At 62.2% G+C, this 25,388-nt stretch carries 21 protein-coding genes; 8 read left to right on the forward strand and 13 right to left on the reverse strand.

The features are described from left to right. Positions 1-114: 114 nt before the first annotated feature. The 11 genes from MesoLj_RS31775 to MesoLj_RS31825 form a co-directional block, all read right to left on the reverse strand. Positions 115-1,299, reverse strand: a complete 1,185-nt coding sequence (locus MesoLj_RS31775) for an acetyl-CoA C-acyltransferase (protein ID WP_202323798.1) — start codon at positions 1,297-1,299, stop codon at positions 115-117. Positions 1,300-1,315: 16 nt separating this feature from the next. Beyond that, positions 1,316-2,425, reverse strand: coding sequence for a serine hydrolase domain-containing protein (locus tag MesoLj_RS31780; protein ID WP_202323799.1), 1,110 nt, complete (start codon positions 2,423-2,425; stop codon positions 1,316-1,318). Between the two features lie 9 nt (positions 2,426-2,434). Next, positions 2,435-4,030: an ABC transporter substrate-binding protein gene (locus MesoLj_RS31785; RefSeq protein WP_202323800.1), complete on the reverse strand. Its 1,596-nt coding sequence runs from the start codon at positions 4,028-4,030 to the stop codon at positions 2,435-2,437. A gap of 110 nt (positions 4,031-4,140) precedes the next feature. After that, entirely contained in the window at positions 4,141-4,908 is a 768-nt protein-coding gene (locus MesoLj_RS31790) for a 3-hydroxyacyl-CoA dehydrogenase (RefSeq protein ID WP_202323801.1), read from the reverse strand. A 130-nt stretch (positions 4,909-5,038) separates the two neighbouring features. Continuing rightward, positions 5,039-6,070 carry an AraC family transcriptional regulator gene (locus tag MesoLj_RS31795; protein WP_202323802.1) on the reverse strand — a complete coding sequence of 344 codons (1,032 nt, stop codon included), beginning with the start codon at positions 6,068-6,070 and terminating at the stop codon, positions 5,039-5,041. 19 nt (positions 6,071-6,089) lie between these two features. Further along, complete coding sequence (locus MesoLj_RS31800; protein WP_202323803.1) at positions 6,090-7,718, reverse strand: AMP-binding protein; 1,629 nt, start codon at positions 7,716-7,718, stop codon at positions 6,090-6,092. A gap of 8 nt (positions 7,719-7,726) precedes the next feature. Further along, positions 7,727-8,476, reverse strand: a complete 750-nt coding sequence (locus MesoLj_RS31805) for an enoyl-CoA hydratase/isomerase family protein (protein ID WP_202323804.1) — start codon at positions 8,474-8,476, stop codon at positions 7,727-7,729. 10 nt (positions 8,477-8,486) lie between these two features. After that, on the reverse strand, positions 8,487-10,178 hold the full coding sequence (locus MesoLj_RS31810; protein ID WP_202323805.1) for a methylmalonyl-CoA mutase family protein: 1,692 nt from the start codon (positions 10,176-10,178) through the stop codon (positions 8,487-8,489). Further along, entirely contained in the window at positions 10,175-11,170 is a 996-nt protein-coding gene (gene meaB / locus MesoLj_RS31815; protein WP_202323806.1) for a methylmalonyl Co-A mutase-associated GTPase MeaB, read from the reverse strand. The genes MesoLj_RS31810 and meaB overlap by 4 nt, the downstream gene beginning before the upstream one ends. Further along, the gene (locus tag MesoLj_RS31820) at positions 11,167-11,634 is read right to left on the reverse strand and encodes a cobalamin B12-binding domain-containing protein (protein WP_244735231.1); all 468 of its coding nucleotides are present in this window, start codon (positions 11,632-11,634) and stop codon (positions 11,167-11,169) included. Before MesoLj_RS31820 ends, meaB begins: the two co-directional genes overlap by 4 nt. Positions 11,635-11,644: 10 nt before the next feature. Continuing rightward, a complete protein-coding gene (locus MesoLj_RS31825) occupies positions 11,645-12,982 on the reverse strand; it encodes an aspartate aminotransferase family protein (RefSeq protein WP_202323807.1) in 1,338 nt (445 codons plus the stop codon). A 97-nt stretch (positions 12,983-13,079) separates the two neighbouring features. Between MesoLj_RS31825 and MesoLj_RS31830 the strand changes: the two genes are divergently transcribed. Beyond that, positions 13,080-13,937, forward strand: coding sequence for a LysR family transcriptional regulator (locus tag MesoLj_RS31830; RefSeq protein ID WP_202323808.1), 858 nt, complete (start codon positions 13,080-13,082; stop codon positions 13,935-13,937). A 121-nt stretch (positions 13,938-14,058) separates the two neighbouring features. On the opposite strand, the gene MesoLj_RS31835 is transcribed toward MesoLj_RS31830, so the two are convergent. Continuing rightward, positions 14,059-15,471 (reverse strand): helix-turn-helix domain-containing protein, encoded by a 1,413-nt coding sequence (locus MesoLj_RS31835; protein WP_202323809.1) that lies wholly within the window; start codon positions 15,469-15,471, stop codon positions 14,059-14,061. A gap of 131 nt (positions 15,472-15,602) precedes the next feature. Here MesoLj_RS31835 and MesoLj_RS31840 point away from each other — a divergent pair, with 131 nt between their 5' ends. The 5 genes from MesoLj_RS31840 to scpA are packed head-to-tail and all read left to right on the forward strand — an operon-like array spanning position 15,603 to position 22,073. Next, on the forward strand, positions 15,603-16,184 hold the full coding sequence (locus tag MesoLj_RS31840) for a biotin transporter BioY (RefSeq protein ID WP_202323810.1): 582 nt from the start codon (positions 15,603-15,605) through the stop codon (positions 16,182-16,184). Beyond that, entirely contained in the window at positions 16,184-17,716 is a 1,533-nt protein-coding gene (locus MesoLj_RS31845; protein ID WP_140774967.1) for an acyl-CoA carboxylase subunit beta, read from the forward strand. Before MesoLj_RS31840 ends, MesoLj_RS31845 begins: the two co-directional genes overlap by 1 nt. Positions 17,717-17,722: 6 nt before the next feature. Further along, positions 17,723-17,935 (forward strand): hypothetical protein, encoded by a 213-nt coding sequence (locus MesoLj_RS31850; RefSeq protein ID WP_202323811.1) that lies wholly within the window; start codon positions 17,723-17,725, stop codon positions 17,933-17,935. Further along, complete coding sequence (locus MesoLj_RS31855; RefSeq protein WP_202323812.1) at positions 17,935-19,938, forward strand: acetyl-CoA carboxylase biotin carboxylase subunit; 2,004 nt, start codon at positions 17,935-17,937, stop codon at positions 19,936-19,938. Before MesoLj_RS31850 ends, MesoLj_RS31855 begins: the two co-directional genes overlap by 1 nt. Then, entirely contained in the window at positions 19,938-22,073 is a 2,136-nt protein-coding gene (gene scpA, locus MesoLj_RS31860) for a methylmalonyl-CoA mutase (protein ID WP_202323813.1), read from the forward strand. Before MesoLj_RS31855 ends, scpA begins: the two co-directional genes overlap by 1 nt. A gap of 8 nt (positions 22,074-22,081) precedes the next feature. Here scpA and MesoLj_RS31865 read toward each other — a convergent pair whose 3' ends face one another. Beyond that, entirely contained in the window at positions 22,082-22,561 is a 480-nt protein-coding gene (locus MesoLj_RS31865; RefSeq protein ID WP_140775224.1) for an Lrp/AsnC family transcriptional regulator, read from the reverse strand. A gap of 123 nt (positions 22,562-22,684) precedes the next feature. Here MesoLj_RS31865 and MesoLj_RS31870 point away from each other — a divergent pair, with 123 nt between their 5' ends. Next, entirely contained in the window at positions 22,685-25,078 is a 2,394-nt protein-coding gene (locus MesoLj_RS31870; protein WP_202323814.1) for a transketolase, read from the forward strand. A 53-nt stretch (positions 25,079-25,131) separates the two neighbouring features. Continuing rightward, the gene (locus MesoLj_RS31875) at positions 25,132-25,365 is read left to right on the forward strand and encodes an NAD(P)-binding domain-containing protein (RefSeq protein ID WP_202327624.1); all 234 of its coding nucleotides are present in this window, start codon (positions 25,132-25,134) and stop codon (positions 25,363-25,365) included. The last annotated feature ends 23 nt before the right edge of the window (positions 25,366-25,388 follow it).

The following is a 25,388-nucleotide window of genomic DNA, read 5'->3' on the forward strand; positions in this document are numbered from 1 at the left end:
TGTGGACGCTGGTTGGTACTTTCATGCGATGCCCACGTTTGACGCAGAAAGCTGACGGAGATCCGTGCCACCGCCGTTCCCTCTTCGGGCGGCGCCAATGGGTCTCCGGATCGTTCAGGACATGAGTTCCACCGCCAGGGCAGTGGCCTCGCCACCACCGATACAGACAGAGGCAATTCCGCGTTTCAGGCGATGTTTTCGAAGTGCGTAAATGAGCGTGACAATCACACGTGCGCCCGACGCGCCGATGGGATGGCCGAGCGCACACGCGCCGCCGTGAACGTTCACTTTGTCCGGTGGCAGGTTGAGGTCGCGCGCAGCCGCCATCGGCACCACCGCGAATGCCTCATTGATCTCGAAGAGATCCACGCCCTCGAGATCCCAATTTATGTGTTGGCAAAGCTTTCGGATGGCTCCAACAGGCGCGGTCGCGAAAAGATTGGGCGATTGCGCGTATGTGGCATGCCCCCGGATTGCCGCAAGCGGGGTAACGCCGCTTTCATCCGCCTGCGAACGGCGCATGAGCACGAGTGCCGCGGCACCATCCGAAATCGACGAGGAATTCGCTGCCGTCACCGTACCGCCCTCCCGGAAGGCAGGTTTCAGCATTGGAATCTTTTCGATCTTGGCCTTTGCGGGCTGTTCGTCCTCGCTGATGTCGGCGTTGCCTGCCATCAGCGCGACGGGGGCGATCTCCTCCATAAAGCTGCCGTCAACAATGGCCTTTCGCGCCTTCTCAAGGGAGGCAACGGCAAATGCATCCTGGGCGCCGCGGGTAAATTGGTAGGCCTCGGCACAGTCCTCGGCAAAGGTCCCCATGAGCCGCCCTTTGTCATAGGCATCCTCCAGGCCATCAAGGAACATATGATCGACAATCCTGTCGTGCCCCATGCGATAGCCGGAGCGCGCGCGCTCGAGCAGGTAAGGCGCGTTGCTCATGCTCTCCATGCCGCCCGCTACGATGGCGGCCGCGGACCCGCTGACGATAAGGTCGTGCGCAAGCATGGCCGACTTCATGCCGGAACCACACATCTTGTTTACCGTTGTGGCACCGACGCCCAATGGGAGGCCTGCTCCGAGGGCTGCCTGACGCGCGGGGGCCTGGCCCTGACCGGCAGTCAGAACGCAGCCAAGCAGCACCTCATCAACCAGTCCGATGTCGATCCCGGACCGCCCGAGGGCGGCACGGATGGCGGTCGCACCAAGCTCCACGGCGGTGACGTTCTTTAAGTTCCCTTGAAACCCGCCAAGTGGCGTCCTGGCTGCCCCGACGATAACGACCGGATCACGCGTGTTCACCTTCTCCTCCCCTCGCCTATGGTTGGATCGCCAGGATGGCCTGGTCGACAACCGCATGGAGGCCACTGGCATGGAAGGACATGCGATTGCCCGATCCGACATTGCTGGTCATGGCAATGGTCAGCCCGCTTTCGGGATCATGCTGCATGACACAGACATAGCCCGGGACGCTGCCCTGGTGGCCGTAGAACGCTCGGCCGCCATAAGCACTCTGGAACATACCGGCGCCGGTTTCGCGCATGCGGGTACCGGGGAAGGAGGCCGGCACCCGCGAGCCGAACATCTCCTCGAACCATGGGGACGACATCACCTCGCCGGCAAACAAGCCGCGCAGGAAGGCGACGAGATCGCTGGGCGTGGAGACCATGTCGCCCAGGCCATATGCGGCTGAATAGGGAAATGTATCGGACGAATCCTGCAACGCATCCGAATAGGCCAGCACCCCATCCATGCGCCACATCTCGCCTCCCAAGGCGATGTCTCTGGTTGCATCCGCGGGCTGTGGAGGACGATGGTAGTAGCCCCGCACCAGCCGCTCGGCTGGATAGGCTTCGGTGGCTGGCGACCAGGTATCGTGCAATCCAAGAGGCCCGAGCACTAGCTGGCGAACGCAGGCACCGAGAGACTGGCCGGTGACCTCTTCGATCAGCAGGCCCGCCAAGACGTAGCCGGTGTTGTTGTAGACGGCTGGGCCGCCGGGCGCCTTCTGACCGCCCACCTCGAAGGCGATGCCGATGAGTTCGTGCGGTTTCCAGACCCGGCCTGGGTCCATCGGTATCTCATACTCGAATTCCGGCAGGCCGCTGCGATGATTGACCAGTTGCCGCACCGAAATCCGTTCCGCACCAGGGAGGTCGGGGAACCAGTGCGAGATCGGTGCTCCGAGGTTGATCTTGCCGTCCTCGGCCAACCGGACGAGCGCGGCGACGACGAACGTCTTGGTGCAGCTCCCGATCTTGAAGAGCCTATCGGGCGTAACGGCCGTGCCATCGCACCGGTCCGCCACGCCCGCAGTGACGACTTCCGTAGGTCCGCCTGCCACGGCGAAAGCAAGCGAGGCCCCTACCGCACCCTGGTCGATATAGTCGGCGAGCAAACGGCCGAGCTCATCCACTGTTCTGGTCATCCGCGCGTCCTACTCAGCGATGTCGACGCGAGCGAAATTCTGGCGGCCGAACGGATCCATCACATAGTTCAGCACGCTCTTGCGCACCGGGATCGACACGACGGAATGCGCGATCGGCACCCCGGGAACCTCGGTCTTCACGATCTCCTGCGCCTGGCGATATATCTCGGCGCGCTTGGCGGGATCGGACTCGGCGCGGCCCTGCTGCAACAGCCTGTCGAAATCCTTGTCGCACCAGCGCGAGCGGTTGGAGCCGCCGGCGACGCCATCGCAGCTCAGCATGTAACTGAGCAAATTGTCGGGATCGCCATTGTCGCTGCTGCCCCCGAGCAGGAAACTGTCGTGCTCGCCGGCCGAGGTGCGCTTGAGATACTCGCCCCACTCATACGAAACGATGGCGGACGTCACGCCCACCGCGGCCCAATCGGCCTGGATCATCTCGGCCATGCGCCGGGCATTGGGATTGTAAGGCCGCGAGACGGGCATCGCCCACAGGCTGATCGACAGGCCGCTTTCATAGCCGGCTTCCTTCAGCAGTTTCCTCGCGCCTTCGGGATCATAGTCGATGGCGGCGTCCTTGATGGCGCCGAGCTGCGCCGGCGGCACCATGCTGCCGGCCAACCTGCCGGTACCCTGGTAGACCGCCTCGACGATTGCCTTGCGGTCTATCGCCTTGGCAAGCGCGGTGCGCACCCTCACATCGCCGAATGGCTTGTGCTCGACGTTGAAGCCGAGGACGCCGACGTTCTGTCCCTCGATCTGGTGGACGTCGATGTCGGGATCGCTCTTCAGGTCAGCGACGGAGGATGGGGGCGGCAACGCGGCGACCTGGCATTCATTGGCCTTCAGCCGCTCGACCCGCGTCGTCGGCTCCGGCGTGATGGCAAAGACCAGCGTGTCGATCTTGGGTGCACCGCCCCAGTAATCCTGGTTGGCGGCGTAGCGGATCTGATTGTCGGCGACATAGGCCTGAAGTACGAACGGTCCGGTGCCGACCGGCTCCCTGTCGATCAGCTCAGGGGTGCCGGCGGCGACCATCTTCTGCGTCTGCTCCAGCGACAGGATCGACATGGCGTCGAGCGCGATGCCGGACAGGAAGGTCACGTTGGGAGCGTTCAAGGTGAAGCGTACCGTGCTGTCGTCGTCCTTCTCGATCCTGTCGATCATCGAGCCGAGACCGGCGGCGGCGAACATCTCATAAGAGCCGTTGCCGAGCTTGTGGTAGGGATTGTTCGGGTCCCGCTGGCGGTTGAATGTGTAAAGCACGTCGTCGGCGCCGAAGTTGCGCGTTGGGGTGAAATGCGCACTCGATTGAAATTTGACGCCGTGGCGCAGGTGAAACGTGTAGGTCTTGCCGTCCGGCGAAACATCCCAGCTTTCGGCCAGCGCGGGCCCGATCTCGGTGGAGCCCGGCTTGAACTCGACCAGCCGGTTGAAGATGGTCTTGGCGGCCGCGTCCATGGTGGAGTCGGCGGTGCTGGTCATCGGGGTGAAGGTTTCGGGGCTGGCCTCCGAGCAGTAGACAAGCGTCTTTGCGGACACCTGTCCCGCAACGAGGATCCACGACGCAAGGATGGCGACACGCAGGAGGGACAAAGGCTTCATGTCAGGAACTCTCCCATTCTGGTTTCGGGTCATCGGCTGCGAAACGCAGGGCCATTGACCCGCATCGAAATTTCGGCTGCCAACCGCCAGGACACGAGGCCATCGCGGGATCAGCGCGGCGCCATGCGCAGCGCGCCGTCGAGGCGGATGACCTCGCCATTCAGCATCGTGTTCTCGCAGATGTGCTTCACCAGCCCGGCGTACTCATCCGGACGGCCAAGGCGCGGCGGAAACGGTACACTCGCGCCTAGAGCATCCCGGACCTCCTGCGACATGGCGGCCATCATCGGTGTTTCAAAGATGCCCGGGGCTATGGTGGCGACGCGCACGCCATAGCGCGCCAGTTCCCGCGCGACCGGAAGCGTAAGTGCCGCGACGCCGCCCTTCGACGCCGCATAGGCCGCCTGGCCGATCTGCCCGTCGAATGCGGCGATCGAAGCCGTATTTATGATCACCCCGCGCTCGCCCTCGGCGTCCGGTTCCCCCTTCACCATCAGATCGGCGACAAGCCGCACCATGTTGAAGGTTCCGACGAGGTTGATGGCAATCGTGCGTGCAAATCTTTCCAGACTGTGGGGCTCGCCGCGGCCGATCACCTTTTCGCCTGGCGCCACACCGGCGCAATTCACCAGGCCATGGACGTGGCCAAAGGCATTCCTCGCGAGCTCGATGGCGGCGGCCCCGTCAGCCTCACTGGTGACGTCGGCCCGTTGAAAGCGCACCGCGCCGCCAATCTCCGAGGCCAGTCTTTCACCAGCCGCGGCATTCACGTCTATCGCCAGGACGCTTGCGCCCTCCTGCGCGAACATGCGTGTGACCGCCGCTCCCAATCCGGAACCTGCGCCGGTGACCAGAAAGACTTTATCCTTGATCCGCATTGCAACATGTCCGGGCGAGAGTTTCTCGCCCGGACATGTTGCAATGAAGCAAAGTGGCATACGATGACCGAAGCGTTTAGATTTGATGATCGGTTTTGCAATGTTTGCTGCCCCGTGCGGTCTGCGCGCGTCACGTCACCGAAGTCGGCGACGAATTGTCTGTCGCATTGAGCCCGGAGGCGGCCTCCCGGCGAAACGAAGCGGGGCTTTTGCCAGTCCATTTGTGAAATGCCCGATGGAAGGCACTCGGTTCGGAAAAGCCGATATCGGCTGCCAGATCGGCCACCGTTCGATTTCCGCCAAGCAGGGCTTCCATCGCCAAGGCCCTGCGCATTTCGTCCTTGATGGAACGATAGCTCTGCCCCTCCGACTGCAATCGGCGGCGCAAGGTCGGCGCCTGCATGCGCATGCCCGCGGCGAGGCTCTCGAAACTCGGCCAAGCGGATGGAACCGTCATGTGAAGGCGGCCGCGGATGGCGGTCGAGAGTCCCGCATCATGGCGGTAGCGCACCAGAATATTGGCAGGCGCCTGGCGCAGGAATTCCCGCAATGCGCATGCGTCCCGGATAGTCGGCAGATTCAGGAAGTCGGCGTCGAAGACAAGACGGCTCTCCGGCTGATCGAACCGCACAGGTGCGCCGAAAAACAGACGGTAATCGGTTCCGGTGGGCGGTGCGCTGCACTTGAAATCGACCCACCGGATCGGCAGGCGGCGGCCCACCAGCCAGCAATTCACGCCATGGACGATGATCCAGAAGGTGCGATAGGCGAAGGCCGATCTTAGCGGACCGGCATCCTTCAACGTCACCTCGGCAAGGCCGTCCTTGATGATCAGTTCGCCGTGGGGATCATCAAGGACCGCGCGCAGGAATCGCAGGCCTCGCCGCAACGCATGTTCCAGGTTCTCGGTTGACAGGACTGCCTGACATAGCAACGCAAAACTGCCCGCCCGCATCGGACGGGCACCTTCGCCGAAAAACTCGTCGTCCATGGTCTCGGCGACGGCGTGCCAGAGGGCGCCGTATTGCTGCGCTGAAATCGGTTCGGTAATGACCGGCGGCAGCCCCACTTTGGCTAGCAGGGGCTCGATCTGCACATCGTGGCGGCGAAGGCATTCGAGCGTATCGTCCATGAAACAGGGAGCGATCATCCGGCGTTCCATCGCTTGAACCTCCGCCGCGCTAGCGCTGTCCTCGATCAAAGGTGGCCGCGCTCACACCGCGCTGCCGCAAGGTGTTCCTGGCGACCTTTTCGGTTGGCGTTTTCGGCAGCGGGATGTCGGTGATCTCGATGTAGCGGGGGATCATATGGCGGGGTGCGAGCTCCCTGAAGTGATCGAGCAGAGCGGCTGGTTCCAGCGTTGAACCCGCTCTCCGCAGGGCTACAACCATGATGTCCTCTTCCGTGAATTCCGACGGAACCCCGAACGCAGCGCTTTCAATGATGTCCGGGTGTTTCTCGGCAACGGTCTCCACCTCGTAGGCGGAGATATTCTCGCCCCGGCGCCGGATTGCCTCGTTCAGGCGATGCTTGAAATAGAGCCAGCCGTCTTCGTCCATGACGCCGGCGTCGCCGGAATGGTACCAGAGATTCCTGAGCGTCTGCACTGTCTTTGCGTCGGCGCGATAGTAGCCGGAGAACATGCTCCAGCTCTTGTTCGGACGCGACACTATCTCGCCCACCGTTCCGGGCGGAAGGGGTTTGTCGGCCTCATCGACGATCGCCACGTCCCAGTCCGGGTGGGGCCGGCCGCAGGAACCCGGCTTCGTTTCGTCCACCGTGTCCAAGGTCACGAAACTGGTTTCCGTCTGTCCATAGCCCGTGACCAGTTTCATGTCGAAACGGCGCTCGAAGGCCTGCCTGTCAGGAACCATGGGAATGCACTGGCACACCCTGACGGGGTTATTGCCATCGTTCCCGGACTGCGGCGCGCGAGAGAGGATGACGGCCATGGCGCCCAGCAGGTTTGTCGCGGTCGCGCCGCTGGCGCGGACCTGATCCCAGAATCTTGACGCGCTGAAGCCATCGACCAGCGTTGTCGGCGTGCCGTAGATCAGGGGGAGGAACACGCCGAACATCTGGGCGTCGGTATGAAACAGCGGCAAGGCCGAGAAATAGCTGTCGGCGGTCGTGTAACCGAGATTGGATGCCATGGCCGCTGCCCAGGAATAGCAATGATGGTGGGACATCAACGCACCCTTGGCGGGTCCGGTCGTGCCGGACGTGTACAGGATCGCCATCGGGTCGGAGTAGTGGATGTCAGCCAGATCAAACTCCGGCTTTGGCGCCAGACATTCCTCGAAGCTGACAATACGGCCGATCTTGATGCCCGCCGCCCTCGCCTCGCCCGGATCGGCTCCAACGAGGATGAGTGTGCGCAGACCGGGCAGCTTGTCCTGGACCCTTGCGAGCTCCGCAAGCGCGTTGGCGTCCGTAACAAGCACCTCCGCGCCGCAGTTGTTCAGGTTATGGCAGAGCAGGTCTCCCTTCAGGCCAGGATTGGTCGGCACCTCGATCGCGGCCAGGCATGATGATGCAAACCACATCGCAATGAGTTCAAAGCAATTGGGCAGCAGCATCGCCACGCGGTCCGACCGGCCAACGCCCAGCTTGCGCAGGCCGAGCGCCAGCCGGCTGGATACGTCCAGCATGTCCTCGAAGCTTGCCGTACGCCCGCAGACTTCGATGAATTTCTTGCCGCCGAGCCTTTCCGCCTGCTCCAGCAGGATCCTGGACAGCACCCGGCCGGCTATGTCGTCTTCGTGCTTGCCGGGAATGTAGATGGAAGGCTGGATTTCGAGCATCGTCATGGGCGCGGTCAAAACTCTTTTGCCCGGGCCTGCGCCTCGGGAGACAAAAAGCCGCTGACCGTGGCTCTGGTCTCGAGGGTCATTGCGTCCGCGAGGGATGAATGAAAGCCTTCATTGATTGCGTGCTTGACGTCGGACACGGCACCGGCTGGCCGCTCCGCGATCGTCAGCGCCAGTTTTCTGGCTTCATCGAGCAGTTCGGCCTCCGCAAACAGCTTCCAAGCGATGCCCACTTCGACGGCCTTCCTGGCATCGTGACGTTCGCCAAGGATCATCAGTTCCTTGGCGACCTGCGGCCCGACCTGTTTCGTCAGGAGCGCCGTCACGCCGCCGGTGACGAACAGCCCATAGCTGACCTCCGGGAAGAACCAGCGCGTGTTATCGGCAAACAGCCGGAAATCGCAGTTGATGGCCCATTCGAGCGCCCCTCCAACGCACCAGCCATGCACCGCCGCTATGACGATCTTCCTGGACTGCATGATCTGCAGGGTAATGTTCTGAATGGCCTCGACCCAGGCTTGCGTCGCGGCTTCGGACGATGTCTGCGCATCAAGGTCCTTGAGGTCATCCCCGGAACAGAAAGCCCGTCCTTCGCCGTGGAGAATGATCACTCGGGTGGTTTCATCGGCCTCGGCTCTCGCAAGCGCCTGGGCGAGTTCATCGACAAGCTGCCTGTTCATGGCATTGAGCCGTTCGGGCCGGTTCAGCTTGATCCAGGCGACGGGCCCGTCGTTTCTTGAAATGACTGCTTTGGTCATGGCGTCCTCCTCAGACGATCATCGGTTCGGCGTAAGAGCCCCAGACATCGCGCAGCGCGGCGCAGATCTCGCCCAGCGTCGCCCTGGCTTTCACCAGTTCGATCGTCTTCGGGAGCAGGTTGATGTCGTCGGACCCGGCCTGCTGGGCGAGTTCCTGCAAAAGTTGCCGGACGCGAGCGCTGTCGCGATTTGTCCGCACCGCATTCAGCCGATCGATCTGCAGCTGGGTGCAATGATCGTCATAGGGATGGATGTGAACCTCCGCCGACCCGCTGGTCTCGTCGACATAGCGGTTGACCCCGACCGAGACCTTCTCGCCGCTGTCGATCTTCTTGAAGGTCGCATAGGCCGAGTCCGCCAGCTTCTGCTGGAACCAGCCCTCCTCGACCAGCTTGATCGCACCGCCGCGCTGGTCCACTTCTTCCAGCACCTTCCAGATTTCGGTTTCCATGTCGCGCGTCAGGCTTTCGACGAAGTACGAGCCGCCGAGCGGATCAATCACCGATGTCACGTTGATTTCTTCGCGGATGATCTGCTGGGTGCGGATCGCCAGTTTCATCGCCTCTTCGGTCGGGATGGCAAAGGCCTCGTCGAGACCGTTCGTATGCATGCTCTGGCAGCCGCCCAGCACCGCGCCGAGTGCCTGGATGGCCGTTCGCATGAGGTTGTTGTGGTGCTCGACCTTGGTCAGGCTCATCGCCGCGGTCTGCACATGCACCCGCAGCCGCATGGATTCCGGCTTCCTGGCCTTGAACCGCTCGGACATGATCCTGGCGTAGACGCGTCGCGCCGCCCTGAACTTGCAGATCTGCTCGAAGAAATCCTGGTGGCTGATGAAGAAGAACGACAGCCGGGGCGCGAAGTCATCGATGTCCATGCCGGCGGCAATGACCTCCTCGCAATAGGCGATGGTGAAGGCCATGATGAAGGCGATTTCCTGCAGCGCGTTCCCGCCGACATCGGACAGATGATACCCGCTGAGGCTGATCGGATTGATCTTCGGCGTCGTCCTGGCCGAGTGCATGATCAGGTCGCGCAGGAGCCTGACCGCGGGCCGCACCGGATAGATCCATTCCTTCTGGGCGACATATTCCTTCAGCGGGTCCGCCTGCAGCGTCCCCGTCAGCTTGTGCAGGTCATAGCCGCGCTGTTCGGCGACAGTGACGAACATGGCGTAGATGACCCAGGCCGACGGATTGATGGTCAGGGAGACCGAGATCGTCTCGAGGTCGATGCCATCGAAGAGGCGGTCGACATCATCGACCGTATCGATCGCGACGCCAACGCGCCCCACTTCGCCGAATGCCATCGGGTTGTCTGAATCCAGCCCCAGCAGCGTCGGGAGATCGAAATCGGTCGAGAGCCCGGTCTGGCCTGTCTGGATCATGTATTTGTAGCGCTGGTTGGTGGCTTCCGGATTGCCGAAGCCGGCGACCTGCCGGATGGTCCACGGCCGCCCGCGATACATCGTCGGATAGACACCGCGCGTGAAGGGATAGGCGCCTGGAAAGCCGAGGTCGGCCGCGGGGATATCCGCGATATCGGCCGCGGTATAAATCCGCTTCAGCGGAATCCCGGATTCCGTTTCGTATGCGGGCCTCTCCTCGGGCCTGCTCTTCAGCGCAGCCGCGAGCTCATTGTCTTCCCACTCGGTTTGCTTTTCCCGAATGTCTTCGATCGCTTGCTTCGAGAACAGATTCATTCCACCCGTGCCTCCTTGTCCCAACCCAGCAACCGGCAGGCGGCGACGGACGGATCCATGTCCCTGTTCACCACCGCCTGGATGTGGTTCTCGAGGTCGTCGGTTTGCTCGTTGAACTTGAGCTGGAACAGATGCCTGGCGGTACCGAGTATCCGCGTCCTGGACATGCCGCGCTGGCGCTGCGCCAATTCGCCGCTCTCGCGCAGATGCGCCCAGTGCCGGCCGATCGCGTCTTTCAGCTCGCCGATGCGCTCGCCCGAGACCGAACTGACCGGAAGAACGGGCGGATTCCAGCCCGTGCCTGTCTTGGCCGTTCCCAGCGCCATCATGCCTTTCAGGGCCGAAACCGTGGCCGGCGCCTCTGGCTTGTCGCATTTGCTGACCGCGTGTATGTCGGCGATTTCCAGGATGCCTGCCTTGATCGCCTGGATGTCGTCGCCAAGCCCGGGAGCGGACAGGACCACGATCGTGTGTGCCGCCGTCACCACCTCCACCTCGTCCTGGCCGACGCCGACGGTTTCGATGATGATCGGCGAGTATCCTGCTGCATCCAGAATATCGACCGCCTGGAGGGTCGAACGAGCGAGGCCGCCAAGATGGCCGCGCGTCGCCATGCTGCGGACAAAAGCCTGGCAGGACTGCGCCGCATCGCTCATCCGCACCCGGTCGCCCAGAATGGCACCCCCGGAGAACGGACTGCTCGGATCGACCGCGATGACCCCGACCTTGTATCCGTCCGAAGCGAAAGCCTTGATGAGAGCGGAGACAAGGGTGGACTTGCCCGCGCCCGGCACGCCGGTGATGCCGACGATATGCGCCTTGCCCGAGTGCTTGTAGATTTCCGCCAGAGCTTCCGAGGCCTCGGCATATCCGGCCTCGGCACGTGAAATCATGCGGGCAATGGCCAGAATACCGCCTGCAAGAACATCGGGCAAAAGCTCAATCGAAGGTATGTAGGCGGCGCGCTTCGCCTGTCTCGAGGATGCGCTCATATGCGACCACGGGCCTCGATCAGATTCCTGATTGTCGTGACAATCAGATCGGCCCGTGCCTCCTGTGGAACGATGGCGTCGACGCCGCTTTCCGACAAGGCGGCGTAGTCTTGCTCTGGGATCACGCCGCCCGCGACAACGAAAATGTGTTCGGCTTTCTGCTCCCGCAGGCAGCGTCCCAGTTCCCGAAACAGCGGCACGTGGGAGCCCGACAGAAGGCTGACGCCGATAACGTCGACGTCTTCCTGTATCGCGGCGTTGACGACCTCATTGGGCGATTTGTAGAGGCCGGTGTAGACGACTTCCATTCCGGCATCCCTGAGGATGCGGGCCACGATCTTGGCGCCCCGGTCATGACCATCCAGGCCGAGCTTGGCGACAAGCACTCGAATGGTGCCGGGCGAATGCACGTCGGCATCCACCCCGGCGCTGGTGGCCGGGCCAGTCATGTTCGTGTCAGTCATTGTTGCGCCTTCACTCCGCCGCGATGCCGGAAAGGCCCGCGGTCTCGGCAAGCCCGGATTCGATCGAGTCGGAAATGATCCCCAGGCCGAGGTCCAGTTCCTCCTCGGAGATCGTCAGCGGCGGGGCTATGCGAAACACGCCGCCCATCCCTGGAAGCTTGACGATGTTCATGCTCAGGCCGCGCCGGAATGCTTCCGCCGCGATCCTCGCGCCAAGCTCGTGGTCCGGATCCCTGCGCTCGCCGTTCTTGACGATCTCGACGCCAAGCATAAGGCCACGGCCACGCACGTCGCCGACGCATTCGTATCGCTGCTTCAGTCCTGACAGTCCGTCGAACAATCTCGCGCCCAGATGCCGCGCCCGCTCGACCAGCTTTTCTTCCTCGACCACGTCGAGCACGGCGAGGCCCACGGCTGCCGGCAGGGGGTCGGAAACATGCGTCGTGTAGAACAAGAAACCCTTCTCGTGCGCCGCCTCTTCAATCTCGGCTGTTGTCATCACCGCGGCCAGGGGAAGGCCCGCGCCGAGGGTCTTGGACAGGGTCAGTATGTCCGGCGTGACGCCGTCCCTTTGAAAGGCGAACATATCGCCGGTGCGGCCAATGCCGGTCTGCGCCTCATCCAGGATAAGCAGCATTCCGCGTTCGCGGCATTTCTGCTTGAGCGCCGCCAGATAGCCGATCGGCAGCTCCAGCATACCGCCGCTTGAGAGGATCGGTTCGGCGATAAAGGCCGCGAGGTTGCCTGTCGACTGGCTGTCGACCAGATTGAACGCGTCGTCCAGTTCCGTGCGCCAGTCGAGCGACCCGTCGGCATGCTTGAAGCGCGGGCGGAAACTGTTGGGCGCCGGGATGGCCAGCGACCCGACAGCGGCAGGCCCATAGCCTTTGCGACCGGCGCTGTACGTCGCCGATGCCGCCGCTCCCGTCATGCCGTGCCAGCTTTTCGAGAAGGCAACGATCTCGTGCTTGCCGGTCACCAGCTTCGCCATCCGGATGGCTGCTTCATTCGACTCCGCGCCCGTCGAAAGCAGCAAGGTCCTGTCGAGGCCGGGCGCGAGCGCCGCAAGACGCTCGGCAAGCTCGACCACGGGACGGGACAGCATGCCGCTGAACAGGTGCGCAACCTTCTCGACCTGCCGGCTGACCGTCGAAACAATCCTGGGGTGGGCATGTCCGAGCAGCGCGCTCATCTGCCCGGACGTGAAGTCGAGGATGGGCCTGTCGTCCGCATCATAGACGAATGAGCCCGCGGCGCGCTCGATGATGGCGGGTTCGAACGTGCCCCCATAGCGTATGAGGTGCTTCTGCGCCGAAGCCCAAAACCCGCGATCCAAGTTCTTTGACATCTCACAGCCCCGCTGAAGCGTTCAACAGGACAATTAGCGGTTGGCGCGGATGCAGTAAAATTGATAGTAATCGGATTCAGATATCAACGGAATTGATATGCACGCTCCACTTGATCTCCGGCTGCTGGCAACGTTCGTCCGTGCCGCCCATTCGGGCACGCTCAGCGCGACGGCCGTGCAGGTCGGGCGCACGCAATCCGCCGTGACCATGCAGATCCAGCGGCTGGAAGACGCTCTTGGCCGGAGTTTGTTTCATCGAAGTGGCAGCGGGGTCCGGCTGAACGGCAATGGAGAACGCTTCCTGGTCTATGCCGAACGCATCCTCAAGATTCATGACGAAGCGATTTCGGCGTTCTCGGACAAGGGTCTGCACGGTTCGATGACGTTCGGCAGCCCCGAGGATTACCTGAGCGCGTTCTTTCCCACGCTCCTGAAAAGTTTCGGAAGCCTCTACCCCGATATCGAGATCAAGGTCGTTTCCGCGCCCACCGTTGAACTGCGCACGCTCCTGCACTCGCGCCAGATCGACCTGGCGCTTGTCTCGACCCCGAATGCAAACAGTTCTGAGGATATCGTCCGCACGGAAGGGCTGGTGTGGGTGGGCAGCAAACCGACCCTGGCGCTTCACGAGTTCGGCGACGTCGTGCCTCTGGCTCTGCCGGCATCGAACGCCATGGACCACAGAGCCGCATGCGACGCCATGGCCACCGCCAGGCTGCAATACAAAATATCATATGCAAGCAACAGTCTTGCCGGATTGATTGCCGTCGCACGGTCTGGTCTTGCCATAAGCGTGATGACCGAGGAGGCGGTCCCATCCGACCTCCATGTTCTGAACGCCCCCCTTCCCCAATTGCCCCGCCTTGGCGTTTTGATCGCCTTTGCCGACACTGAACGGTCGCCTGCGGTCGACGCATTTGCCAATCACATCCGAAGCGTTCTTCCGTCGCTCTGAGACCGTCGATATCCGCACCTGTCGTCCGCACGCAATCCACTATGCTTGATGAGGCCCTATCCGGCGGGCAAGCCCTCGAAAGATTTCGACCGAACGACTTTGGTCAGATTGTAAGCCGCCTTCAAGAAATCGTATACGGCAACGTTGCGCGTCGGTTGTGGTCCACCATTAGCCGGCTCTTGAGCGGTGGGACGGCGCGCTGGAAGCAATTTACGCGTTCGCAAATCCGGCATGATATGCCGATCGGATCGAAAGCTGTGCGGCTGGTAAGGTCAAGACCGTCGGCATAGACGAAGTCGGCCGCATAAGTGACCTCACAGCCCAAAGCGATGGCATAGCGCCGGTGCGGCGCATTGAAACCGCCGCCGCCCTTTGCGATTTCCGTGGCGACGCTCAGATAGCGCACGCCATCGGGCGTCTCGGCAAGTTGGCGGATGACGCGGCCCGGCGTTTCGAAGGCCTGATGTGCATTCCAGAGCGGACATGCTGCCCCAAAGCGAGCGAACTGAAGTTTTGCCGCGCTGTGACGCTTGGTGATGTTGCCGGCCCGGTCAATGCGGGCGAAGAATACGGGTACCCCCTTTAGCCCCGGCCGCTGCAAGGTCGAAAGACGATGGGCGATCTGTTCAAGGCTCGCACCGAAACGCGCCGCCATCAATTCGAGGTCGTGGCGGAGTTCTTTCGCTCCCGCCAGAAAATGCTGATAGGGCAGCATCAGTGCTCCGGCAAAATAATTGCGCAGACCTATCTTGCAGATCTCCGCGGATTCCTGTGTGCGGAAGTTCGCCCGCTGGATAATGGCTTCGATCTCTGCGTCCAATTCCAAGACGGCTATCTGGAACGCCATCTGGAACGTTCGTGTCGACGCCGGCGAATAGGGATTGAGGAAGAGGGCGCGGGAGGCGCCATGATATCGGCGCAGGATATCCTCGCCGGGTTCCGCGCGCAGTATGCGCACACCGTGCCGGCTCTCCAGGTGGTTGGACAGGACAAGTCCGGTATCGCGATCCGGGATCCCAAGGCTCGTCGCCAGCCGTTCGGCTGCCAGATCGAGGTCAGAAATGTAGTTGTCGACGAAGTGGAAGAAGTCGCGGACTTCTTCGTATGGTGTTGGATCGCTCAAGGTATTGGTCCGAACCATCTGATCGTCGAAGCTTGCAAGCTGCTCGCTGTTGCGGCGATAGGCTTGGTGGCTGGCTATCAGCGCGTGGGCAAATCCTGGCGCATTTTGTGTGACGAGTTTCAGTTCCTGCAGGCTTGGCGAATAAGCATCGAAAACCGGATCGGCAAGCGCCTCGCTGAGCGCGGAGAGCAGGCGATCGCTGTCGCTTCCAGACATCGATCCGATATCGATCTTGAAGTGCTCGGCAAGCGACAGGAGCACCGAGGCCGAAACCGGGCGCTGATTGTTTTCTATCTGATTGAGGTAGCTGGTCGAGATGCCGATGCGCTCGGCGAAGGCCGCCTGGGTCGCTTTGCTGCTTTCACGCAGCTCGCGGACTTTTCTGCCGATGAAGAGCTTGCCTGTGGCCATGTTCGCAACTTTGCAAAATGCATTTTGCAATTTTCTATATTATGCCTGCCTACCTGTTCAAACGTTTTCTCATTCGGGCCCGTCACCTAAGACCCAGGCAGCAGGGTTCTGTGCACGGACAGGAGAAACGAATGACAATCTACAACGCCATTGCCGGGCGGTTGGGCACAACAAACCACTGGGTCGATGTCGCCACAGTGGTGGCAGCCTCGCTGCTGGTGGCGATCTCGGCCAAGATCGCGGTGCCTTTCTACCCAGTACCGATCACCATGCAGACCTTCGTCGTCATTGGCCTGGGATTGGCTCTTGGACCGGTACGCGGCCTCGCTACCATTGCGCTTTATCTGGCAGAAGGTGCCGCGGGGTTTCCTGTCTTCGCCGGCACGCCAGAAAAGGGTATCGGCCTTGCCTACATGATGGGGCCGACGGGAGGCTACCTCCTGGGCTATTTGCCATCGGTTCTTGTTGCCGGTTGGCTTGCTGTGCGCGGCTGGGATCGCAATCCACTTTACGCCACGGCCGCGGCCCTGCTGGCCGCCGCTGTCATCTACGCGCCGGGGCTGCTCTGGCTCGGCAGCGTCATCGGCTTCGACAAGCCAGTTCTGCAGTATGGCCTCATCCCGTTCATCCCCGGCGATATCGTCAAGGCACTGCTGGCGGCGCTGGTCTTTCCCGCCGCCTGGAAATGGCTCGACGCGCGGGACTGCCGTTGATGCGCGCCGTTCTCGAACAGCTTGAAGCGCGCCGCGGCGAGGCCCGTCTCGGCGGTGGGCAGAAGCGCATCGATGCGCAGCATGCCAAGGGCAAGCTGACGGCGCGCGAACGCCTCGACGTTCTCCTCGATGAGGGGTCGTTCGAAGAATACGACATGTATGTCACCCATCGTGCGGTCGATTTCGGCATGGCCGGCCAGAAGGTGGCGGGCGACGGCGTCGTCACCGGTTGGGGCACCATCAACGGCCGGCTGGTCTATGTCTTCTCCCAGGATTTTACAGTCCTTGGCGGCTCGCTGTCGGAGACCCACGCGCAGAAGATCTGCAAGATCATGGACATGGCGGTGCGCAACGGCGCGCCGGTGATCGGGCTCAACGACAGCGGCGGCGCGCGCATCCAGGAGGGTGTCGCTTCGCTCGCCGGTTATGCCGACGTGTTCAAGCGCAATGTCGATGCCTCCGGCGTCGTGCCGCAGATCTCGGTGATCATGGGCCCTTGCGCGGGCGGCGCGGTCTATTCGCCGGCCATGACCGATTTCATCTTCATGGTCCGCGACTCCTCGTACATGTTCGTCACCGGCCCTGACGTGGTGAAGACTGTCACCAACGAGGTTGTCACCGCCGAAGAGCTGGGCGGCGCGCGCACGCACACAACCAGATCGTCGGTTGCCGACGGCGCCTATGACAACGACATCGAGACGCTGGAGCGGGTTCGCGCCCTGTTCGACTTCCTGCCGCTCAACAATCGCGAAAGGCCTCCGGTCCGCCCCTTCCACGACGATCCGTCACGGCTCGAAATGCGGCTCGACACGCTGGTGCCGGACAGCGCCGCCAAGCCCTACGACATGCGCGAGCTGATCCTGGCCATCGCCGACGAGGGCGATTTCTTCGAGATCCAGGAAGCCTTCGCCAGGAACATCCTCACCGGCTTCCTGCGCATCGAGGGCCAGACGGTCGGTGTTGTCGCCAACCAGCCGATGGTGCTGGCGGGCTGCCTGGACATAGACTCCTCACGCAAGGCGGCGCGGTTCGTCCGCTTCTGCGATGCTTTCTCGATTCCGATCCTGACTCTGGTCGACGTCCCCGGTTTCCTGCCCGGCACGGCGCAGGAATATGGCGGCGTCATCAAGCATGGCGCGAAGCTGTTATTCGCCTACAGCCAGGCGACGGTGCCGATGGTGACGTTGATCACGCGCAAAGCCTATGGCGGAGCCTATGACGTCATGGCTTCGAAGCACATCGGCGCGGACGTCAACTATGCCTGGCCGACGGCCGAGATCGCGGTGATGGGCGCCAAGGGCGCGACCGAAATCCTCTACCGTTCCGAACTCGGCGACAAGGACAAGATTGCCGCGCGCACCAAGGACTACGAAGCTCGCTTCGCCAATCCCTTCGTCGCCGCCGAGCGCGGCTTCATCGACGAGGTGATCATGCCGCATTCATCGCGCAAGCGGATCGCGCGCGCCTTCGCGGCACTGCGCGGCAAGAACCTCGAGCCGCGCTGGAAGAAGCACGACACCATGCCGCTGTGAGGGCCCATGTGCACGCAGGTCCAAATTGACGGAATTCTCTGTTCGACCCCGCGGCAGCTGGCCGCCCGGCTTGGCGCCGAAGGACTGCTCGAATGGGTGGATCACCAAGGCGAGATGGACTGGTGCCTGTGCGTGATCGACGTGCCCAGGACATTGGAGCGTTCGGCGCTGAAATGGATACGCGAAGGGGAGTCGGAAATGTTTGTGGTCAAGCGATAATGTTCAGGAAAATCCTCATTGCCAATCGGGGCGAGATCGCCTGCCGTGTCATCCACACGGCCCGCAAGCTCGGCATAGCGACAGTGGCGGTCTATTCGGATGCCGATCGCGACGCGCTGCATGTGAAGATGGCCGATGAGGCGGTCCACATCGGGCCATCGCCGTCGAGCCAATCCTACATCGCTATCGCCAAGGTCGTGGACGCGGCGAAGGCCGTGGGTGCCGATGCGGTGCATCCAGGCTATGGCTTCCTGTCGGAAAACGCCAATTTCGCCGGAGCCCTCAATGACGCCGGCATAACCTTCATCGGCCCGCCGGTGGTGGCGATCGAGGCGATGGGTGACAAGATCACCTCCAAGCGCATCGCCGCCGCGGCCGGCGTTTCCACCGTGCCCGGTCATATGGACCTGATCGAGGATGCGGACGAAGCCGTGCGCATCGCAGCATTGATCGGCTATCCGGTGATGATCAAGGCGTCCGCCGGCGGCGGCGGCAAGGGCATGCGCATTGCCTGGAATGACCGCGAGGCGCGTGAGGGGTTCCAGTCATCAAGGAACGAGGCCAAGGCCTCCTTCGGCGACGACCGTATCTTTATCGAAAAGTTCGTCACCGAGCCGCGTCATATCGAGATCCAGGTGCTGGGCGACCAGCACCGCAACATCGTCTATCTGGGCGAGCGCGAATGCTCGATCCAGCGGCGCAACCAGAAGGTCATCGAGGAAGCACCGTCGCCGTTCCTCGACAAAGCCACCCGCAAGGCCATGGGCGAGCAGGCCGTCGCGCTGGCGCGCGAGGTCGGCTATTTCTCGGCCGGTACGGTCGAGTTCATCGTCGACGGCAAGAAGAACTTCTATTTCCTCGAGATGAACACCCGCCTTCAGGTCGAGCATCCCGTGACGGAGCTGGTGACCGGCCTCGATCTGGTGGAAGAGATGATACGCATCGCCGCCGGCGAAAGGCTGCGCTTTGGCCAGGACGACGTGAAGCTCGACGGCTGGGCGATCGAAAGCCGGCTCTATGCCGAGGATCCGTATCGTAATTTCCTGCCCTCCATCGGGCGCCTGACCCGCTACCGGCCGCCGGTCGAAGGGCGGCGCGAGGACGGCACGGTCGTGCGCAACGACACCGGCGTGTTCGAGGGCGGCGAGATCTCGATGTACTACGATCCGATGATCGCCAAGCTCTGCGCCTGGGCGCCGGAGCGTAGCGGGGCGATCGATGCAATGGCGCGCGCGCTCGACGACTTCGAAGTGGAAGGTATTGGTCACAACCTGCCGTTCCTGTCGGCGGTGATGGCGCAGCCGCGCTTCCGCGAGGGCCGGCTGACCACGGCCTACATCGCGGAAGAGTTCCCGGACGGTTTTCAAGGCGTCGAGCCGAACGATACCCAGGCGCGTCTGCTGGCGGCCGTTGCCGCCTTCATCAATGCGAGGATCGCTCGCCGGTCGGCGCAGATTTCGGGTGCGCTTGCCAACCATCCGCGCAGCATCGGCAAGGACTGGGTTGCGACGGTGGCCGATCGTGAATTCGCGCTCGTCATGGTTCAGGATGAAGCCAGCGACGTCATCGCCTTTGCCGATGGGCCGGGCCTCGCGGTGTCCAGCGACTGGCTGCCGGGCGACAGCCACGCAACCTTCGTCGTGGACGGCAAAGCGGCGGGCGTGAAGGTGTCGCTCAACGGCTCCGGCCTGCGCCTGCGCTGGCGGGGCATCGACGTCACCGCATTCGTGCGCTCGCCCCGCGTGGCCGAGCTTGCCCGGCTGATGCCGGTGAAAACGCCGCCCGACACGTCGAAGATGCTGCTGTGCCCCATGCCCGGCATCATCACCTCGCTCGCCGTGCAGGTGGGCGATACGGTCGAGGCCGGGCAGACGCTGGCGACTGTCGAGGCCATGAAGATGGAGAACGTGCTGCGTGCCGAGCGTCGGGCGGTGGTGAAGGCGCTCGCGACAAGAGCCGGCGCCAGCCTCGCCGTCGACGAACTCATCATGGAGTTCGAATGATGGCGGACGAGCTGGAACAGTGGCGCGCCCTCGCCGGGAGGGAAGTCAAGGCCGGCCCGGACACGCTTGTCTGGCGCACACCGGAAGGCATCGACGTCAAGCCTCTCTACACAGCACAGGATCTTGAGGGGAACGACTATCTCGGCGGCTTGCCGGGGCATAAACCGTTCCTGCGCGGGCCGCGCGCAACCATGTATGCCGGTCGTCCGTGGACCATCCGGCAATATGCGGGCTTCTCGACGGCGGAGGCCTCCAACGCCTTCTATCGCAAGGTGCTCGCCGCCGGCCAGCAAGGCGTGTCGGTGGCCTTCGACCTTGCCACCCACCGCGGCTATGACAGCGATCACCCGCGTGTCGAGGGCGATGTCGGCAAGGCGGGCGTTGCCATCGATTCCGTCGAAGACATGAAGATCCTGTTCGACGGAATCCCGCTCGACAAGGTGTCGGTGTCGATGACCATGAACGGCGCGGTGATCCCGATCCTGGCCAGCTTCATTGTCGCGGGCGAGGAACAGGGCGTGCCGCGAGGGCTGCTTTCGGGCACCATCCAGAACGACATCCTCAAGGAGTTCATGGTCCGCAACACCTACATCTATCCGCCGGAGCCCTCGATGCGGATCGTCGCCGACATCATCGAATACACGGCGAAGGAGATGCCTAAGTTCAACTCGATTTCGATCTCCGGCTATCACATGCAGGAGGCAGGAGCGACGCTGGTACAGGAGTTGGCCTTCACGCTCGCCGACGGGCGAGAATATGTCCGGGCGGCGCTGAAGAAGGGCCTCGACGTCGACGACTTCGCCGGCCGGCTGTCCTTCTTCTTCGCGATCGGCATGAACTTCTTCATGGAGGCGGCCAAGTTGCGGGCGGCCCGATTGTTGTGGACACGCATCATGGAGGAATTCCAGCCGAGGAAAGCCTCTTCGCTCATGCTGCGCACGCACTGTCAGACATCTGGCGTGTCGCTGCAGGAGCAAGATCCTTACAACAACATCGTACGCACCGCTTTCGAGGCGATGAGCGCAGTGCTTGGCGGCACGCAGAGCCTGCATACCAATTCCTTCGACGAGGCGATCGCCCTGCCGACCGAATTCTCGGCCCGCATCGCGCGCAACACGCAGCTGATCCTTCAGCACGAGACGGGCGTCACCAAGGTCGTCGATCCACTCGCCGGCTCCTACTATGTAGAGAACCTGACCAAAGAGCTCGCCGACGCGGCATGGAAGCTGATCGAGGAGATCGAAGCGAAGGGCGGTATGACTAATGCTGTCATCGAGGGATTGCCCAAGCGCTTGATCGAAGAAGCGGCGACACGCAGGCAGGCGGCGGTCGACCGCGGCGATGAGGTGATCGTTGGCGTCAATCGGTACCGGCTCGACAACGAGGACAAGATCGACGTCCTCGACATCGACAACAAGGCGGTGCGCGGGGCGCAGGTGAAGCGCCTGGACCGGGTTCGCCGGCAGCGAGATTCCATCCGGGTCGAAGCGGCGCTCGCCCAGCTGGAGGAGGTCGCCGTCACCGGCAAGGGCAACATGCTTGAAGCCGCGGTGGAAGCGGTGCGTGCTCGTGCAACGGTGGGCGAGATTTCCGATGTCTTGCGCGGGGCTTTTGGCGACCATGCGGCGACGCCCAAGGTCGTGCGCGGCGTCTACGGCCCGTCCTATGCCGGCGAACCGGAATTCACCACGCTGATTGCGCGCCTGCAGGAAGTCTCGGCCTCGCTCGGCTCAAGGCCGAGGATCATGGTCGCGAAGCTCGGCCAGGATGGCCATGATCGTGGCGCGAAAATCATCGCCTCGGCCTTCGGCGATATCGGCTTCGAGGTCGTCACCGGGCCCCTGTTCCAGACGCCGGGCGAGGCGGCCGACCTGGCCATGACCTCGAAGGTGCATGTCGTCGGCGTGTCTTCGCTGGCGGCCGGCCACAAGACGCTGCTGCCGCAGCTTGTCGAACTGCTGAAGCAAAAGGGCGCGCAGAACATCATCGTCGTCTGCGGCGGGGTCGTGCCGCGTCAGGATTATCAGTATTTGTTCGACCACGGGGTCGCGGCCGTGTTTGGTCCAGGCACCAATGTGCTGGATGCAGCGCGCGCCATCCTCGACCTGATGGAAGGAAAGCGCAGCAACATTTGATTTTGAATTTATCCGTGTTCGCTTATGGGAAGCGCCTGGGAGTGTTTCACCTGCCCTAGCGCAAAGCTCGACTCGATTGACGCAACTCCCTCCAAGCGTGTCAGCTTTTGCTTGAGAAAGCTCTCGTAGGCCTCGAGATCCTTCACAACGATCCGGAGCAGATAGTCTCGCTGCCCGGTCATGAGATAGCACTCGACAATCTCTGGCCAACGCATGACGGCCTTTGCGAACCGATCCAGTTCCTCTTCCCTTTGCCTTTCAAGTTTTATCGATGCGAACACGCTGATCGGCAGCCCAACTTTCACCTGATCGACAACCGCCACATAGCTCTTGATCACACCCGAGGCCTCGAGGTTACGAACCCGGCGCGCGCATGGTGACGGCGATAGTCCCACAATCTCGCTTAGCTTTTCGCTTGTCGCATGAGCATCGGATTGGAGAACTCCAAGGATTTTTCGGTCGATTTCGTCAATTTCTGCTTTTGACATATTCTGCCATTTTTCGAATGTAAATTCGCTCAACCAGCCAATTTTACCAAAGCGTCCGACCATATTTGGTCACACTCTGCTCATGTCGTCCAGTAGCTTATGTGCATTCGAAAGCGAGGGGCCATGGACAAACGGCGCTTGGAATTCCTGACGGAATTGGAGAAGAAGGTCCTGTGGCTGGCGACGTGGACGATCCATAACGCCAACCACCTTCGCTCGAGCGATGACGGGCTCAAGGTCGGTGGCCACCAGGCTTCGTCCGCGTCCTTGGCGACGATCATGACGGCGCTGTATTTCGCGATTTTGCGCCCCGAAGACAGGGTCGCCGTGAAGCCCCATGCAAGTCCCGTCTTCCACGCTATCCAATATCTGTTCGGCAACCAGACCCGCGAGAAACTCGAGGCCTTTCGCGCGTACAAGGGAGCACAGTCCTACCCATCCCGCACCAAAGACATTGATGACGTCGACTTCTCCACCGGCTCTGTCGGTTTGGGCGTCGCACAGACGCTGTTTTCATCGCTGGTACAGGACTATCTGCACGCGAAGGGCATGGCAGCGGATCTACCCGATGGAAAGATGGTGGCGCTTATCGGCGACGCCGAGATGGACGAAGGCAACATCTTCGAGGCGCTCCTTGAAGGATGGAAGCATGGGCTCCGCAACACGTGGTGGATCGTCGACTACAACCGCCAGAGTCTCGATGCCGTCGTCCGTGAAGGTCTGTGGGAACGATTCGAATCCCTTTTCGGGAATTTCGGGTGGGACGTCGTCATTCTCAAATACGGCAGGCTGCTCGATGCCGCGTTCGCCGAACCCGGCGGCGAGGCGCTCCGACACTGGGTCGATACATGCCCAAACCAGCTCTATTCCGCGCTGACATTCCAGGGTGGCGCATCCTGGAGGAAGCGGCTTCTGGATGATATCGGGGATCAAGGCCCGGTATCGAAACTGATCGAAAGCCGTTCGGACGAAGAACTGGCCCAGCTCATGGCCAATCTGGGCGGACATGATCTGCCGGCATTGCTCGACGCTTTCGAGGAAGCACGAACGCATGACCGGCCGGTGTGCTTCATCGCGTACACGATCAAGGGATTCGGGCTTCCGCTCGCCGGCCACAAGGACAACCACGCCGGCCTCATGACGGCGACGCAGGTCGAAGGATTGCGCGCCAGCCTCGGCGTGACACCTGGCCGTGAGTGGGAACCGTTCGAAGGCTTGTCATTGCCGAAAAGAGATCTGGTCGAATTCATAGAAACGGCGCCGTTCAACAGCCGCGGAACCCGTCGCTTTCAGGCGGCCAAGGTTGCCGTTCCGGAGAAGTTGCCAGCGCCGTCGCAGCCGTCCATGTCCACACAACAGGGCTTCGGACTGCTGATGCACGAGATTGCCAAGAGCGATACAGATCTTGCCAGCCGCATCGTCACCACGTCACCGGACGTCACCGTATCCACCAATCTCGGTGCATGGGTAAATCGCCGTGGGCTGTTTGCACGCGAGGAAATGGTCGATCTCTTCAGGAAGGAACGGATACCGTCCACCTTCAACTGGGAATTTTCGCCCAAGGGCCAACACATGGAACTTGGCATCGCCGAGATGAACCTGTTCATCATGCTGTCCGCCTTGGGACTGTCCCACTCTATTTTCGGCGAGCGGCTGCTGCCGGTAGGCACGCTCTATGATCCGTTTATCGAGCGCGGTCTCGACGCTCTCAACTATGCCTGTTACCAGGATGCCCGCTTCATCGTGGCGGCGACCCCTTCGGGCGTGACGCTTGCACCAGAGGGTGGCGCGCATCAATCCATCGCAACACCCCTGATCGGCATGGCGCAGGACGGCTTGGCCAGTTTCGAGCCAGCCTTTGTCGATGAACTCGCTACGATCCTGCGTTTCTCGTTCGATTACATGCAGCGATCCGGGGACAGCGAGCCAGACGCTGTGACATGGTTGCGGGATGCCGTTGGCGGGTCCGTCTACCTCAGGCTATCGACACGGTCGATCGAGCAACCCAAGCGCGAGATCGATGGTGAACTTGCCGAAGCCATCGTCAATGGCGGTTATTGGATGCGCAGGCCTGGGCCCAATGCGCAGGCGGTCATAATCTATTCCGGCGCCGTGGCGCCTGAAGCGATCGAAGCTGTCGGGTTGATCGCCGAGGACCGGCGGGACGTCGGCCTCCTCGCTGTCACCTCGGCCGATCGACTGAATGCGGGCTGGACAGCGGCTCAACGCGCCCGCGAGCGCGGATTGATCCACGCACAGAGTCACGTTGAACGTTTGCTGGCACCTGTGCCGGGACATTGCGGCCTTGTCACCGTGATTGACGGTCATCCGGCAACGCTGGCGTGGCTGGGCTCGGTTCATGGTCACCGAACCCGTTCGCTGGGCGTCGAGCATTTCGGGCAGACGGGCACGATCGCGGACCTCTATCGCCACTACGGCATCGATGCACAAGGTATAGCGACCGCGGCTCAAGCCATCGTACCAGGCAAGCCGATCAGACACATCCACGTGGTATAGCTGACCTGCCTGATCAGGGATCGGCTCTCGCTCGGCTCGCCGTTCGGGCCGGCATGGTGGCGGTCATCAGCAACAAGCGAGGAAAGCAAAGCCTCGAGGACTTCGCCCGGCAACTCGCCGACCTCGTCGTCGCGGCGAGCCTGTTCGAGGTGGCGCAAGAGGAGATCGTCGTGCTCGCCGTGCCATGGTCCGAGCTCGCCGTAGCGCTGGTGGAAGTCCCCGACTGGGACGGAAGGATCGTGATAGACGCGACGAACCCCGACGTGCCCGCGACGGCAATAATTTGAATGCGGCGTGCGAACTGAGACAG

The sequence above is a fragment of the Mesorhizobium sp. 113-3-9 genome (genome assembly GCF_016756515.1).
GTDB lineage: Bacteria > Pseudomonadota > Alphaproteobacteria > Rhizobiales > Rhizobiaceae > Mesorhizobium.